The organism is Pseudomonas capeferrum, from assembly GCF_000731675.1.
In the GTDB taxonomy this organism is placed as follows: domain Bacteria; phylum Pseudomonadota; class Gammaproteobacteria; order Pseudomonadales; family Pseudomonadaceae; genus Aquipseudomonas; species Aquipseudomonas capeferrum.
Genome location: NZ_JMIT01000001.1, coordinates 1,971,748 through 1,987,342, shown reverse-complemented (window position 1 = coordinate 1,987,342; position 15,595 = coordinate 1,971,748). Strand labels below are relative to the sequence as shown.

13 protein-coding genes are annotated in these 15,595 nt (G+C 64.1%); 4 read left to right on the top strand and 9 right to left on the bottom strand.

What is annotated here, in order from left to right; genetic code table 11:
• Window positions 1-28: 28 nt before the first annotated feature.
• Together PC358_RS08930 and PC358_RS08925 are read left to right on the top strand one after the other, a co-directional pair.
• Window positions 29-1,228, top strand: a complete 1,200-nt coding sequence (locus PC358_RS08930) for an efflux RND transporter periplasmic adaptor subunit (protein ID WP_033698969.1) — start codon at window positions 29-31, stop codon at window positions 1,226-1,228.
• A 16-nt stretch (window positions 1,229-1,244) separates the two neighbouring features.
• Window positions 1,245-4,391, top strand: coding sequence for a CusA/CzcA family heavy metal efflux RND transporter (locus tag PC358_RS08925; RefSeq protein WP_033698968.1), 3,147 nt, complete (start codon window positions 1,245-1,247; stop codon window positions 4,389-4,391).
• Window positions 4,392-4,423: 32 nt separating this feature from the next.
• Here PC358_RS08925 and PC358_RS08920 read toward each other — a convergent pair whose 3' ends face one another.
• The 7 genes from PC358_RS08920 to PC358_RS08890 form a co-directional block, all read right to left on the bottom strand.
• The gene (locus PC358_RS08920; RefSeq protein WP_033698967.1) at window positions 4,424-5,761 is read right to left on the bottom strand and encodes an MFS transporter; all 1,338 of its coding nucleotides are present in this window, start codon (window positions 5,759-5,761) and stop codon (window positions 4,424-4,426) included.
• A gap of 255 nt (window positions 5,762-6,016) precedes the next feature.
• Entirely contained in the window at window positions 6,017-6,784 is a 768-nt protein-coding gene (locus PC358_RS08915; RefSeq protein WP_033698965.1) for a hypothetical protein, read from the bottom strand.
• Between the two features lie 117 nt (window positions 6,785-6,901).
• Window positions 6,902-9,052, bottom strand: a complete 2,151-nt coding sequence (locus tag PC358_RS08910) for a TonB-dependent receptor (protein ID WP_033698964.1) — start codon at window positions 9,050-9,052, stop codon at window positions 6,902-6,904.
• Window positions 9,053-9,120: 68 nt separating this feature from the next.
• Complete coding sequence (locus PC358_RS08905) at window positions 9,121-9,528, bottom strand: DUF2946 family protein (protein ID WP_033698962.1); 408 nt, start codon at window positions 9,526-9,528, stop codon at window positions 9,121-9,123.
• 125 nt (window positions 9,529-9,653) lie between these two features.
• Entirely contained in the window at window positions 9,654-10,430 is a 777-nt protein-coding gene (locus tag PC358_RS08900) for a ParA family protein (protein ID WP_033698961.1), read from the bottom strand.
• Between the two features lie 122 nt (window positions 10,431-10,552).
• Window positions 10,553-12,130, bottom strand: a complete 1,578-nt coding sequence (locus tag PC358_RS08895) for a sensor domain-containing diguanylate cyclase (protein WP_033698959.1) — start codon at window positions 12,128-12,130, stop codon at window positions 10,553-10,555.
• Window positions 12,131-12,217: 87 nt separating this feature from the next.
• The gene (locus PC358_RS08890; RefSeq protein ID WP_033698957.1) at window positions 12,218-12,703 is read right to left on the bottom strand and encodes a hypothetical protein; all 486 of its coding nucleotides are present in this window, start codon (window positions 12,701-12,703) and stop codon (window positions 12,218-12,220) included.
• Window positions 12,704-12,833: 130 nt separating this feature from the next.
• Between PC358_RS08890 and PC358_RS08885 the strand changes: the two genes are divergently transcribed.
• Both PC358_RS08885 and PC358_RS08880 read left to right on the top strand, forming a co-directional pair.
• Window positions 12,834-13,331 carry a GNAT family N-acetyltransferase gene (locus tag PC358_RS08885; protein WP_033698955.1) on the top strand — a complete coding sequence of 166 codons (498 nt, stop codon included), beginning with the start codon at window positions 12,834-12,836 and terminating at the stop codon, window positions 13,329-13,331.
• Between the two features lie 131 nt (window positions 13,332-13,462).
• Window positions 13,463-13,786, top strand: a complete 324-nt coding sequence (locus PC358_RS08880) for a hypothetical protein (protein ID WP_033698953.1) — start codon at window positions 13,463-13,465, stop codon at window positions 13,784-13,786.
• A gap of 24 nt (window positions 13,787-13,810) precedes the next feature.
• Here PC358_RS08880 and PC358_RS08875 read toward each other — a convergent pair whose 3' ends face one another.
• Together PC358_RS08875 and PC358_RS08870 are read right to left on the bottom strand one after the other, a co-directional pair.
• Window positions 13,811-15,148 (bottom strand): OprD family porin, encoded by a 1,338-nt coding sequence (locus tag PC358_RS08875; protein WP_033698951.1) that lies wholly within the window; start codon window positions 15,146-15,148, stop codon window positions 13,811-13,813.
• Window positions 15,145-15,579 (bottom strand): pseudoazurin, encoded by a 435-nt coding sequence (locus PC358_RS08870; RefSeq protein WP_033698949.1) that lies wholly within the window; start codon window positions 15,577-15,579, stop codon window positions 15,145-15,147. Before PC358_RS08870 ends, PC358_RS08875 begins: the two co-directional genes overlap by 4 nt.
• Window positions 15,580-15,595 lie beyond the last annotated feature (16 nt).

Here is a 15,595-nt window from a genome sequence, read left to right as displayed (position 1 = left end):
CGCAAAAAATCCTACAGCAGGAGCAACAATGGATAACCCACGCAAGATTGCCATGCTGGTTGTCGCCTTGGCCGTGCTTGGCCTCGGTGGCCTGGCCTGGACCGGCAACCTCGGCCAGGCCAGCAGCGGCGAAGCCCAACATGACGGGCATGGCGAAGACAGCCACGGCCACGCTGATGAACAGGCCGGCGAAGACCACGAAGACGAGGCGGGCCAACTGCACCTGTCCGACGCCCAGATCGAGGCGGCAGGCGTGCAGTTGGCGGCGGCCGGCCCCCGTGAGCTGGGCACCGCCATCAACTTCCCGGGTGAAATTCGCTTCGATGAAGACCGCACCGCCCACGTCGTACCCCGTGTACCTGGCGTGGTGGAGTCGGTGCAGGCTGACCTTGGCCAGGCGGTGAAGCGCGGCCAGGTACTGGCGGTGATCGCCAGCCAGCAGATTTCCGACCTGCGCAGCGAACAACAGGCCGCGCAGCGCCGCCTGGAGCTGGCGCGCCTGACCTTCCAGCGCGAACAACAGCTGTGGCAGGAACGCATCAGTGCCGAACAAGATTACCTGCAGGCTCGACAGGCGTTGCAAGAGGCCGAGATCGCCTTGGCAAACGCCCGGCAGAAGGTCGCGGCAGTCGGCCCGGCCGGCGCCGGTAACCGCTATGAACTGCGTGCCCCCTTCGATGCGGTGGTGGTGGAAAAGCACCTGACCGTGGGCGAGGTGGTCGACGAGACCAGCAATGCGTTCACCTTGTCCGACCTCGGCCGTGTCTGGGCGACGTTCGCCGTGGCCCCGCGCGATTTGAACAGAGTGGTCACCGGCCGCAGCGTCACGGTCAGTGCACCGGACCTGGGGGCCGAGGTCGAGGGCAAGGTCAACTATGTCGGCAGCCTGCTCGGTGAGCAGAACCGCGCCGCCACCGTGCGTGCCACCCTGGCCAACCCCAATGGCGCCTGGCGCCCTGGGCTGTTCGTGAACATCGCGGTCAGCGTCGAGCGCGCCGGCGCCGCCGTGGTGGTGCCGGAAAGCGCTCTGCAGACCTGGGAAGCGCAAACCGTGGTGTTTGTCCGCACCGAGCAAGGCTTCGAAGCGCGCCCGGTGCAGACCGGCCGGCGCGACGCAGGCCAGGTGGAAGTCACCGCCGGGCTGGCGGCAGGCACCCAGGTTGCCACCGCCGGCAGCTTCGTCCTCAAGTCGGAGCTTGGCAAAGGTTCTGCCGAGCACAGCCATTGAAACCGGGAACGCACCCATGTTCGAACGTCTGATCCAATTCGCCATCGAGCAGCGCCTGGTGGTGATGCTTGCCGTGCTGTTGATGGCCGCAGTGGGTATTCACAGCTACCAGCAACTGCCGATCGATGCAGTCCCGGACATCACCAACGTCCAGGTGCAGATCAATACCGCCGCGCCCGGCTACTCGCCGCTTGAGACCGAGCAGCGCATCACCTTTGCCATCGAGACGGCCATGGCCGGCCTGCCTGGCCTGAAGCAGACCCGTTCGTTGTCACGTTCGGGTTTGTCCCAGGTCACGGTGATCTTCGCTGATGGCACCGACCTGTTCTTCGCCCGGCAACTGGTCAATGAGCGCCTGCAAGTGGCGCGGGAGCAGTTGCCCGAGGGCATCGAGGCGGGCATGGGGCCGATTTCCACCGGACTGGGGGAGATCTTCCTGTGGACCGTCGAGGCCGAGGAGGGCGCGCTCAAGGACGACGGTACGCCCTACACCCAGACCGATCTGCGCGTCATCCAGGACTGGATCATCAAGCCGCAGTTGCGCAACGTGCCCGGGGTGGCCGAGGTCAACAGCATCGGTGGCCATGCCAAGCAGTACCTGATCGCGCCCGAGCTCAAGCGCCTGGCCGCCTACAAACTCACCCTCAATGACCTGATCGCGGCGCTGGAGCGCAACAATGCCAACGTCGGTGCTGGGTATATCGAGCGCAATGGCGAGCAGTTGCTGATTCGCGCACCGGGCCAGGTGGACTCCGCCGAAGACATCGCCAACATCGTTATTTCCAGCGTCGATGGCACCCCCATACGCGTCAGCCATGTCGCCCAGGTTGGCCTCGGCCAAGAGCTACGCGCCGGGGCGGCGACCGAAAATGGCCGGGAGGTGGTATTGGGCACGGTGTTCATGCTGATCGGCGAGAACAGCCGCACGGTCTCCCAGGCGGTTGCGGCCAAATTGGTCGAGATCAACCGCAACCTGCCCAAGGGGGTGGTTGCGGTCACCGTGTACGACCGTACCAACCTGGTCGAAAAAGCCATCGCCACGGTAAAGAAAAACCTCATCGAAGGCGCGATCCTGGTCATCGCCGTGTTGTTTCTGTTCCTGGGCAACATCCGCGCCGCGCTGATTACCGCCATGGTCATCCCGTTGTCGATGCTGTTCACCTTCACCGGCATGTTCAGCAACAAGGTCAGCGCCAACCTCATGAGCCTTGGCGCGCTGGACTTCGGCATCATCGTCGATGGCGCGGTAGTGATCGTCGAAAACGCCATTCGTCGGCTGGCCCACGCGCAGCAACGCCATGGCCGCATGCTGACCCGTGCCGAGCGCTTCCACGAGGTGTTCGCCGCCGCCCGTGAAGCACGCCGCCCGCTGATCTACGGGCAGTTGATCATCATGGTGGTGTACCTGCCGATCTTTGCCCTGACCGGGGTCGAAGGCAAGATGTTCCACCCTATGGCCTTCACCGTGGTCATTGCCCTATTGGGCGCGATGATCCTTTCGGTGACCTTCGTGCCCGCAGCAATTGCGCTGTTCGTGACCGGCAAGGTCAAGGAAGAAGAAGGCCTGGTGATGCGCACCGCGCGCCAGCGCTATGCACCGGTGCTGGGCTGGGTACTGGGCCGCCGCAAGCTGGCGCTCAGTGCGGCGGCGGTGCTGGTGCTGTTGTCCGGGGTGATGGCCAGCCGCATGGGCAGCGAGTTCATCCCCAGCCTCAGCGAGGGCGACTTCGCCCTGCAAGCCCTGCGTGTGCCAGGCACCAGCCTGACGCAGTCGGTGGACATGCAGCAGCGCCTGGAACGGGCGATCATTGCCCAGGTCCCGGAGGTGGAGCGCGTGTTTGCCCGTACCGGTACCGCCGAAATCGCCTCCGACCCGATGCCGCCGAACATCTCCGATGCCTACGTCATGTTGCGCCCGCATGCGCAATGGGCTGACCCGGGTAAATCGCGTGAAGCATTGATTGCCGAGGTGCAGCGCGCCGCCGCCAGTGTGCCGGGCAGCAACTACGAGTTGTCGCAACCGATCCAGTTGCGCTTCAACGAACTGATTTCGGGCGTGCGCAGTGATGTGGCGGTGAAGATCTTCGGCGATGACATGGACGTGCTTAACCGTACCGCCGCAGAGGTCGCCAGCAGCCTGCAGAACGTACCAGGTGCTTCTGAGGTGAAGGTCGAGCAGACCACGGGCTTGCCGGTACTGACCATTGACATCGACCGCGACAAGGCTGCCCGGTATGGCCTGAACGTGGGCGACGTGCAGGACGCCATCGCCATTGCCGTGGGCGGGCGCACGGCCGGCACGTTGTATGAGGGCGACCGGCGTTTCGACATGGTGGTGCGGCTGTCCGAGGCCTTGCGCACCGATGTCGACGGGCTTTCCGGCCTGTTGATTCCGGTACCGGCCAGCAGCGCAGCCGGTGCTGCCCAGATCGGCTTCATCCCGCTGTCGCAGGTGGCCTCACTGAACCTGCAGCTGGGGCCGAACCAGGTCAGCCGTGAGGATGGCAAGCGCGTGGTGGTGGTCAGTGCCAACGTGCGCGGGCGCGACCTTGGATCGTTTGTGCGCCAGGCCGAACAGGCCCTGATCGAGCAGGTACAGATCCCGCCCGGTTACTGGACGCGCTGGGGTGGCCAGTTCGAGCAGTTGCAGTCGGCGGCCGAGCGTCTGCAGGTGGTGGTGCCGGTGGCCTTGCTGCTGGTGCTGGCGCTGCTGCTGATGATGTTCAACAACCTCAAGGATGGCTTGCTGGTGTTCACCGGTATCCCGTTTGCCTTGACCGGGGGGGTACTGGCGTTGTGGCTGCGGGATATCCCGATGTCCATTTCGGCCGGGGTGGGCTTTATCGCCCTGTCGGGGGTGGCGGTGCTCAATGGCCTGGTGATGATCGCCTTTATCCGTAGCCTGCGCGAGGAAGGGCGTTCTTTGTGCACGGCGGTCGAAGAGGGCGCGCTGACGCGCTTGCGGCCGGTGCTGATGACCGCGCTGGTGGCATCGCTGGGGTTCATTCCGATGGCGTTGGCGACCGGGACCGGAGCAGAAGTGCAGCGGCCGCTGGCGACCGTGGTGATTGGCGGGATCCTGTCGTCGACGGCGTTGACGTTACTGGTGCTGCCGGCGTTGTACCAGTGGGCGTATCGGCGCGATGAGGAGCAAGAAGGCTGAGAATGCCGGGGCCGCAGGGCGGCCCCATAAGCTCAAACGTTACTACGCGCTGTAATCTGCACGCCGTCGACGCCTGCCTCATCATGCAGAGAAATCCGCGACGTCTCCGGCAGCGCCAACCCGCCCACCAGCGCCACCAGTGCAATCACCACCAGGTAGAATGCCGGTGCCAGGCTGCTGCCGGTCTGCCCGATCAACCAGGTAGCGACCAATGGCGCAGTGCCGCCAAACAGCGTATACGCGACGTTGTAGGTGATCGCCGAGGCGGTGTAGCGGGTTCGCGTCGGGAAGCTTTCCGACAGTAATGCCGCGGTCACCACGCCACTGCACAGCGCACCCACTGCCAGCAGAATCACCCCCAGAAGCGCCCCGAACAGCGAACCGGAACTGGCCAGCCAATACGCAGGGAACACGCAGATCATCACCCACAGGCAGGTAAAGCCAATGGTCCTGCGCCGCCCCACCCGGTCGGAAAACGCCCCAGCCAGCGGGCAGCCGACGGCGGCGAACAGCAAGGCCACGGTGGTTACCAGCAGCGACTGGGCGCGGGTCAGGTTGCCGACCAGCTGCAGGTAGGTGGCAAAGTAGGTGGTGAACATATAGAACGACAGCGCCGTCAGCGAGATGAACGCCCCCAGGTTGCGGATGGCCCGGCCATGGGTGCGCAGGGTCTCCTTGAGCGGTGAATGCTCATGTTCTTTGCCCTGTGCCACGGCTTCGCGGAACGCCGGGGTTTCCTCCATGCGCCAGCGCAGGTACAGGCCCACCAACCCCAGCGGGGCGGCGATCAGGAATGGCACGCGCCAGCCCCAGCTGCTCATGGCCTCGGCCGTCAGGCTTGCTTCCAGGCCATAGGCGATCACCGCCGCGCAGGCAAAGGCGGAAAAGGTCGAGACCGGCACGAAGCTGCCGTAGAACGCGCGCTTGTCGTTGGGCGCATGTTCCATCAGGTAGGCACAGGCACCGGCGTACTCGCCGCCTGCCGAGAAGCCTTGCAGGCAACGGGCCAGGGTTAGCAGGACGGGGGCCGCGAGGCCAATGCTGGCATAGGTCGGCAGCAAACCGATCAAGGTGGTGGAGCCGGCCATCAACAAGATGGTCAGCGACAGAATGCGCTTGCGCCCAAGGCGGTCGCCCAGCGCGCCGAACACGATCCCGCCCAGCGGGCGCAGGGCAAACGCCACGGCAAACACGGCGAAGGTCTTGAGCAAGGCCACGCTGGCATCTTCACTGGCGAAGAACTGGCTGGCGATAAGGGTTGCGAGAAAGCCATAGACGGCGAAGTCGAACCACTCGACGAAGTTGCCGATGGCCGAGGCGGCGATTACCCGGCGCAGGGTGGCGGGGGATACCTCATGAGGTGCGGACATGCGGATGCTCTCCGGTTTCCATTGGCAGCCTGAATGAACGTGACACGGTCGGGCCGCGTCATCATTGTTGTGCTGTCCAGTAGAGCGGCGAGCGCCTGCGGGTGCTTCGTCGAGGGCGACATCGGGATACCTGTTTCAACCGTTCTGTAGGAGCAGCCTTGCGTCGCGAAAGGGTCGCGCAGCGGCCCCGGCGATTTTTGCTGCGCCACACAACCTGGGGCCGCTGCACGACCCTTTCGCGACGCAAGGCCGCTCCTACAAACCAACCATCCACGGGGCATAGTCGACTTCGCTGTAGCCTTCGGCCTTGCCCTGCTCGTTGCTGCTGAAGCCTGGCATCTTGCTCAGGTCGAGCTTCATGCAACGGCTGTTGAGTTGCGCCTGCAGGTTGCCGTCCAGGCGGAAGGCGTCCTCGCGCAGCGGGTTGGGGGAAAGCTGCACCAGGCAGCCGTCGACCTTGCCTTGTGCGTTGGCCTGGTAGAACACCGAGGCCTTGCCGATGCTGGTGACCGGCAGATCGCGCAGCAGTTGTTGCCAGAAGTACTCGCGTTGGGCAATGGCCCGGTAGCGGGCGGTGCCGGGGGCCTGAACCGCGCGAGGCAGCTGGACGATGATCGGCGCCCGCACTTCGACGGTTTCATCGTCGTTGTACAACGCCGCCGGTACGACGGGGTAGATGGTCTTCCAGCACAGGGCTTCGACCAGGCTCGCCAGCGCCTGATGGTCGGTGGGCGTTACATCGGCAGGCAGCAGCGCGCCATACTTGAACGGGGCTTTTTCGGCCTTGCAGGCGACCGGCGCGCTTTGCCGGTCGAAGGTGACCTGTAGCGTTACGGCGCCCATCTGCTCGCCGGTTGGGGCGAGGGCGATGCTCCGCTGCAAGGCTTGCTGCATGTTGACGGTGAACGTTTTCAGGGCTTGCGGATCGACGTCTGCCGGTCGGTCGGCGGAAGGGGACGATTGGCACCCAATCAAGGTAATCAGGGCCGCGCCGAGAAGCGCGGGGGGCAGTGTCTTGTACACGTGAACGTCCTTGCTGAAGCGGTAGCCGGGTGTCTTCGTGAGCCGGCTGATCATGAAGGTGGAAGCTTATCACTGGCGGCCCTGTCGCGAGGTAACCCCCGCGCCAGAGCCGGTTGGTCAGAAGCGCATATCCAGCGCCAGCTCGAAGGTGCGCGGGGCACCCATGTAGTACTGGCTGCTGTAGGCCTGCTTGGCATACACCTCGTCGGTCAGGTTGCGCACCCGCCCGGTGACCGTGGTGTACTCATCCAGCCGGTAGCGCGCGAAAGCGCCGAACAGCGTGTAGGCCGGTGCCTTGAGGGTGTTGGCGTTGTCGGCATAGACCGAGCCCACGTAGCGCCCATCGACCCCTGCCGACCACGCCTGGGTGAAGCTGTAGGTCAGCCACAGGTTGCCGACGTTGGCCGGGACATTGACCGGGGCATTGCCCTTGCGCGATACCGATACCCCGTTGACTGCTTCGTTGAACGCATCGTACTGCGCATCGACGTAGGCGTAGTTGGCCTCGGCTAGCAGCTTGGGGGTCACCTGCAACCGCCCGGACAGCTCGACACCGCGCGAGGTCTGCTGGCCGGCCTGCACCGTCAGGTTGGCATCGTTGGAGTCGCGCACGGCAAAGTCCTTGCGCACGATCTGGTACAGCGCCAGGGTGGCGGCGGCGCGGCCGTCGAGGAAGTCGAACTTGCTGCCGACTTCCCATTGCTCGCCTTTGGACAGGTCGAACAAGCCCACGTTGGAATAGGTCGCCGCCGCCAGCGAACCGGCCGGCAAATCCGCAGAGCTGCTGTACTGGGCGTATACGCTGGCGGTGGGGGTCAGCGCGTAGGTCAGGCCGATGCGCCCGGAAAGCGGCTCCCAGCGGCGCTCGAAGAACGCCGGCGAAGTCGGCGAGACCGCGCCATAGTTGGTCACTTGCATGTCCAGGTAGTCGTAGCGCAGGGCAGTCAGCAAGGCCAGGCGATCGGTCAGTTGCAGGCGGTTTTCGGCGAACACCGCGCGGTTGGTGACTTCGTGGCGGCGCTGTTTGGTCAGCCCGGCATTTACCCCTGGGATATCGTCGAAACTGCCGGGGTCGAAATGGTCGGCGTCGACGACGTCGCTCCAACTGCTCGACGTCGGGTAGAGGGTCTGGCGCATGCGCGAGTACTCCAGCCCCAGCGACCACTGGCTGGCGAAGCCGAACAGCGTGTTGTCATGGCGCAACTCGATGCGATCGCCCAGCAGGTTCTGGTCGTGGCTTTGCAGGTAGGGGCTGCTGCGCTGCACCTTGCCATCAGGGGTGTAGCTGTAGCGTTCGACGTTGCGGTAGTCGCGCTGGGCATTGTAGTGGTACAGCGTATTTTGCACGCTGGTGCTGTCGCTGAGCTGGTAGTCGAGGATCGAGCGCAGCCAGCGTACCCGCTGTTCGTAGCGACCGTCAGCGACGTTGTAGTTTTCAAAGCGGCGGCTTTTGTCGATTTTCATCGTGCTGCGCCCGGGCAGGATCGGCGAGCCCCAGTAGGGGCTGTCCTCGCGGTCTTCCTGATACTCCAGCGCCAGGGTGTGGGTCAGGTTGGGCGCCAGGTCGCTCAGCAGCGAGAATGCCAGGCTGTCGCTGTGTCGCTGGTTGCGGTCGATGTAGCCATTGCCCTGGCCCCGGCTGAAATCCAGGCGCATGAAGTGGCGGGCATCGGCGGGGTTGCTGGCCAGTGCCTGATTGATGCCGAAGGCCACCTCCGAGTCATCGTAACTGCCATAGCGTACGCGCCCGTCGAGGGTCTGCTGGTCACGGCTGGCAAGCTTGGTGATGTAGTTGATCGAGCCGCCCACGGCACCTGCGCCGTGCAGGAAGGATGACGGCCCGCCAATCAGCTCGACCCGGTCGAGCACCCAGGCATCCACGGGCCGGGTGGCACTGCTGTAGCCCAGGTTGATGCCGTTGTAGAGCTGGGTAACCTGGTTCTGGGTGAAACCCCGGTAGGCGACGAAGCCGCCGTAACCTGGGTTGGCCGAGGCGTTGACGCCAGTCATGGCGTTGATCACGTCCTGGCTGTCCTTGGCGTCGCGCGCCTCGATCAGGCGGCGGTCCGAGACGCTGACCGACGCGGGGGTTTCCCGCGCGGTGAGGCCCAGGCGCGAGCCAGTGCGGATCGGCTCGTCCAGTCGTACGCCGGAGGGGGTGTCGCGTTCGCCATCGATGGTGGTGGCGTTGAGTTCGAGCGGGGCGGTTTCGGCCCAGGCGAATGTGCAAGTGCCCATGAGGAGCACCAGGGAGGTATTGCGGATCATGTTGTCGTGTCTTCCACGCAAAGGTCATGGCTGACCACCCGCGCGCACTGAGGCGCGCCGGGTCGAGGTCAGGCGAACTGAAGGGCGGCGTGAAGCACAGCGGGGGAGGCGCGGGGGTTGAGGGCGGGGCGTAGGTAGCGTGGCGGCGGTTGTGCCCAGCTGCGCACGACGATGGGCGCGTTGGCCCCGGCCTGGGTGGGCATGAACGCCCAGCTGGAATGGGCAAGCGGCACCGCCAGGCCGAACGAGGAGCATACCGGGCAGTCGAGCTGGGCCATGTGCTGGTCACCACCGGCGTGATCCAGGTCGATGGCCGGGCCATGCTCACTGCTGATCGAGCAGAAACCACCTTCCAGGCCAGCCAGGCGCAGGCCGCCCATCTGGCCGTGGTGCAGGCCGCACAGCAACAGGCTGAACAGGACGCTGGCATAGAGCGTCCATGCGGTCAGCGTGCGGGTCTGCCGGGTGGTTTTCATGGCGGCGAATCTATCACCCGGATGAGTGATCGGGTAGCCCTGATCACCCAAAATGCTGGGTCTGTAGGCAATTGCCCACACAGTCCTCTACTAAAGCAACGAGGTAGGGTGTGCTCCAGGTCCGCTCAAGCCGCCCGCTCCAGCACATCCAGCAGGTCGGCAAATTCCAGCGTCAACTTGTGCCGCGGCGCCAGATGCACCAACGGTACCGACACCTGATGCGACTCGCGCATCTTGATAGAGCTGCTCAAGTACACCGGCAGCACCGGCACGCCTTCCCCCCGCAATTGATCGACCAGGGTCTGATGCAGTGCAGTGCGCCCGGCGAACTGATTGACGACAATCCCTTCCACCTGCAGCGTCGGGTTATGGTCCTGACGCAGTTCTTCCACCTCGGCCATGACGCTATGCAGCGCCTGGCGCGAGAAGCTGTCGCAATCGAACGGGATCAGCAGGCGTTCGGCGGCCACCAGCGCGCTGAAGGTGTAAAAGTTCAGCGCCGGTGGCGTGTCGATATAGATCCGCTCGTAGTCTTCGGCCAGTTCCACCAGCAGCTTGCGCAGCTTGTTGATCTTGAACTTGCTCTCCAGCTTGCTTTGCAGGTCGGTAAGGTCAGGGCTGGCGGTGATCAGGTGCAAGTTGCTGTAGCGGGTCTCGGTGATGGCCACGCGGTGCTTCTTGCCGTGCGCGGTGGCGGGGGACAACGTCTGGCGGAAGAAATCGGCAATGCCCGAGGGGATGGCGTCATTGACCAGCCCGGTCAGGTAGTAGGTGGCATTGGCCTGCGGGTCGAGGTCGACGAGCAAGGTGCGATAGCCTTCAGCGGCACTGGCGGCCGCCAGGTTGCAGGCAATGCTTGATTTGCCCACGCCACCTTTCTGATTGAAAACCACACGACGCATGAGACGCTCATCCATGAAGAGTGAAAATGTCAGGTTGGGGTCAATCCTATGACTGAAACACGACAGTTTTATGACAAGGCTTGTAACAACTCATGGGGCGAGCGGGCTGTATGGGTTCAGCGCTATAAACCCTCGACGCACACCCGATTGCGCCCCTGCTGTTTGGCGCTGTAAAGCGCCCGGTCTGCCTTGCTCAATGCATCGCCAGGCTCGCTGCCTGCAGGGCCAGGCCAATGCGCCACGCCCAGCGACACGGTTACCGCCCCCACCGGTTCCACCGGCGTATCCTGCACCGCCACCCGCAGCCGCTGCGCCACCGCTGCGGCAACCTCCAGGCTGGCCCCCGGCAGCAGCATGAGAAACTCCTCGCCGCCGGTGCGACACAGCAGGTCGCCTTCGCGGCAACAACGCCGCATGAGCTCGGCTAGCCGCTGCAGCACCTGGTCGCCGACCTCATGCCCATGCCCATCATTGACCCGCTTGAAGTGGTCGATATCCAGCACGATGGCCGAAAATGCTCGCCCTTCGGCCTCCAGCAGCGACAGGCTGAAATCCAGGCTGCGGCGGTTGCCCAGCCCGGTCAGCGGGTCGGTCTGGGCATCGCGGTTCAGCCGGCCGATGCGCTCTTGCAGCAGGTTGAGCCCGAATAGCAGCGCACGTTTGAGTTCGGCCGCCTCGAAGTACCAGGCCGGCACCCGATGCAGGCGCTCGGCGGTGCCCGCGCGGTCCATCGACCTGGCCCCGGCCGCCAGTTGCCAGAGTGGCCGGGCGATGGTCATTGCCAGCCACCACAGCACCAGGCTGCCGACCAATGCCAGCGGCGCGGAGGTGCCCACCACGTTGAGCACAAGGCGGCTCAGCGGTGCCACGGTCTGTTCCAGCGGTTGCTGCGCCACCACCCCCCAGCGAGCGCTCGGCACCGTGGCGAAGCCTGCGAGCATGGGCACGCCCTGGCTGTTGGTGAGCTGGCGGGTACCGCTGTCCAGTGTCGCCAGTTGATCGATCAGCGCGTTGCCTTCCACCACCGTGCCTACTCGCTGGCTGTCCGGGTGATAGAGCAGGCGGCGATTGCGGTCGACCACATAGAGGTACGAGCCATCCTTGTAGAAGTGCTCGCCCAGCAGGCTGTTGAGGATGTTGCGCTCGCGCAGGTACAGGCTGCCGCCGACGTACCCCAGGTAGCGGCCATTGCTATCGAAGATGGGTTGCGACAGTGCCACCACCAGGTTGTTGGCGGCTGACAGGTAGGGTGTCGAAACCAGCGCCCTGCGCTCATGCAAGGCCTCCTGAACACCGGGTGACTGCACCTTGGTGTTCAGGTAGTGGCGCAATGTAGCAGGGGATATGGCCCGCAGGATGCCTTGGGCATCGACCACGAAGGTCGAGTTGAAGGCCATGCCCTGGTGCAACACGCGATCGGTTTCTGCCTGCAGGGCGTCGGCATCGGCCAATTGGTTGGCTTGTACCCCGGCGCTGAACGCCAACTGCCGCAAGGCGCTGGCGATGAAGGTCTCGGTGATCGAGGCCAGTTTTGCTGCGTACACCCGGTTGGCCTCCAGGGCGTGGTCGATCAGCAACTGGCGCTGAACCCGATAGCTGGCGAAATAACTGGCGCAGAGCATGACCAAGGCGGTCAGGGCGCAAAGCACCAGAATGAGCGAGCGTAGATCCAGGCGCAATCCATGCTTGGTGTGTGTCAATCCTGACCTCGCTGGTACGAAAAGGGAGTAACCCTGCTTTTTATAGGTGTAGTGGGCTATTGTCGCCGCAGCCGCGTGTAACGTCGATCAGGAACCTGACTTTTCCTTTGCCAGTGCATCCAGCTCATTCTCGACGTCTTGCATGCGCTGCTCGACCAGTGCCTGTACCTTCGCGTCACGGGCGGTTTCGCGCATCAGGGCGGTCAGCTTCTCGCTCAGGCGTTTGCCAGCCTCGGTGTCTTCCATGGCGCGGGCCTTGGCTGGGTCCTGCATGGCTTCGACGATGCTGGCGAATTCGGCGTCGCTGAAGTTCTTCTCGCTGTAGAGCTTGAACAAGTCCTGGCGCTGGTCGTCGACCGTCAGGTGCTTGCGCAGGACATCCCGGATGCTCGCTTCGGGCACTTGCGGGTAGCGGCGTGACAGCAGCGCCGCCATGCGGTCGATGTTGTGCTCATAGGCGTCCTGCAGTGGCAGTTGCGCCAGTATCTGTTCTTCGCGAGAGGGTTTCTGGTCGCAGGCGGCGAGGGCCGCGGTCAATAGCAGTGGCAGCAGCAACGTCTGGAAGCGGGGCATGGAATGGCCTGGTGGGCGGTCAAGACCTCGGATTATAGCGAGGTCGGCCAGACCGCGACGACCCCTGAATTTGCCAGGGGCGGCCCGCTGCGGTAGAACCTTTGCCCTCACTCCCAAAGCCTTTGCCCACATGCCGAACTGGATCATCCAAGCCGTCCCGCAGGCAGCCATCGACGAAGTCGTGGCTTTCGTCGACAGCGCCCGCCGCGAGCTCTTCCCCCTGCTCGCCGCTGCACCGTTGCCCAATGACTTGGCGCGTTTTGCCGAGACCTACCTGGACGGCGAAGGCGTGTTCCTCGAAGCCCGCGATCAGGGCCGGCTGGTGGCGGTGATTGGCTATGTCCCCTATGACCATCGCTTTGCCCAGCTTGCGTATCAGCGCATGCACGTGGTCGAGGTGGTGCGCCTGTTCGTCTTGCCGGCGTATCGCCGGCATGGGCTGGCCGCGGCGTTGTTCGCCACGTTGCGCCAGGCGGCCGAGCAGGCGGGCGTCGAGTGCCTGTACCTGCACACGCACCCGTTTCTGCCGGGAGCGATTACGTTCTGGCAGCGCCAAGGGTTCGCGGTGATCGATGTGGAGCAGGACCCAATCTGGCAAACCACCCATATGCAATTGCAGCTGGCATGAGCTGCGCGTATCCGTTCAGAAACCCCCTACAGCTGGCGTTCTGCTGTGCTCAACGCGTTCATTTCAAAAGCACGCCAGCTTGCTTACCTTCCCGCTCACAGCTCGACAATGCACAAGCGGGAGAATCGCCGATGCCACACATGGCCTTGTACAAGCTCAAACTGCTCGATGAATTCGAAGACCGTAGGGACCTATGGTCATTCGGCCACTTCGAAAACAGGCTGATGGACTTGTGGCGGGGTGCCACGCGCCACGACGCCAAGGGCATCATCAATACGGCGCACAAGGAAGGGCGTTGGCCCAGGACCGTGAAGCGCTACCTGCTGACCAACTACAAGGCATTCGGCAATGTCAGCGCAGAGTTGGGCCAGACGTTTGCCGAAGTGCTTGTGTCGATGACGGCGCAGGAAAAGGCCGAGTGGGGGTTGCAGGCGCAATCCGCTGCGGCACCTTGACCCTGGGAGCTGCTTCGAGGCGTGTCAGAACCCGCCCCCCAGCGGCCACTCGACTGCCAGGCGAATCTGATCACCGTCGAGCTCCGCCTGCGCCGTGTTGCCCCGGTGTGCATTATGGCGAATCGAGAACGTGGTGCCCTTGGCCTTGCCACTTTGCACCACGTACCGCGCCTCAAGGTCGCGCTCCCAATGCTTGCCGCCCTTGCCGTAGCCCAGGTACGCATAGCCGCCAGCGGGGTCGACATGCGTGCCATCGATATCGAACCCGCGCACATACAGCGCCGTCAGGTTCAAACCCGGCACCCCGTAGGCGCCCATGTTCAGGTCATACCGCGCCTGCCATGATTTCTCGTTTGGCGCGTTGAAGTCCGACATCTGCACGGCGTTGGCAATGAAGATCGCGCCGCGCGTCACATAGTCGAACGGGGTATTGCCGTCCACCTGCTGCCAGCCCAGGCTGAAACCGTGCGGCCCCTGGTTGTAACGCGAGACCAGGCTCCAGGTGGTGTTGTCGATGCGCCCGGACAGCGCCTTGCCGGTGTCGGTGGTGCGGTACAGGTTGAGGTCCAGGCTCAGGCTGCGGCGCTCGTCCAGGGCGTGGGTGAGGGTGCTGCCCAGGTAGTGCTGGTTCCAGCTGTCCTCGTAACGTGAGGTATACAGGCTGGCGTTGAAGGCCGCGCCGGGGTTCCAGACCACGCCGGCCAGGTCGAAGCTGTTGCCCTGGCGGCCATTGGAGTAGTTCACCACGAACCCCTGATCGTGGCTTGAGGCGTTGCGGTCCGTGCTTTCGTTGAAGTGGCCGGCGACCAGCCGGAGCGTGTCGATCTCGCTACTGTTGAGGAAAAAGCCGGTGGCGGTCTCGGGCAGCAAACGGCTGTCGGACGAACTGAACACCGGGGTCTTTACCCGCTGCTCGCCGTAGGACAGCACCGTGTTCGACACCCGCACCTTCAGCGCAGCGCCCGCTCGGCTGTATTCGTTTTTTGGGTGCCCATCGTTGGCGACACCCAGCAGGCGCGCCTTGCCGACACGGCCACCGCCACTGTCGAGCTGTACGCCCAGGTAGGCATGGGCATCGACACCGACGCCAACCAGGCCCTGGGTGAAGCCGGACTGTAACGTGCCCATCAGCCCGTAAGCCCATTCCTCAGCCTTGTCGCTGCGTTCGCTTCGGGGCTTGTAGGCATTGCGGCCACTGCTGTTGCGCCCGCCGTGCCGGTAATCGCGCTGGTCGAATACGCTGCGATTAAGCAGGCTCCAACTGCCGTCTTCAATGAAGCCCTTGCTGTTGGACTGGGCAGAGTCAGCCGTTGCGAAAGGAGTAAGCCCCACCAGTGGAAGCGCCAACAACAGGCGCTTCATTGCCCAGCCCCCAGCTTCTGCAGTTGCGCAGCAAAGCGGGCTTGCGCCCGTGCAGGTAGGTTGGCAGGCAATTCGGCAGGCGCCGCGTCACCCACCTGAATGACCATCACCATACCCATCGCCAGGTGCGGAATGCACTGGATGCCGTACACGCCCGGCACGCTGAACTGGTGCTCGTAAGGCTGGTTCAGTTTGCTCTTGAACGCCTGCGCCCCCTGTGGCAGCAACCCTGGCACGCTGGCAGCGTTATGCCCACTCATGGTCGGCAGAAAGCGCACCGTGTCACCGGCTGCGATGTGCAGGTGATCGGGCTCGTAGACCATCGCACCCTGCGTGCCCCGGTTGAGCATCTTCACTTCGTGCACCTCTGCCAGCACGGCAGGGGCAAACAGGGTACTGGCGAGCAGCAGGGCGACAGGGCGCAACAGCATGGTGGGAACTTCCTGG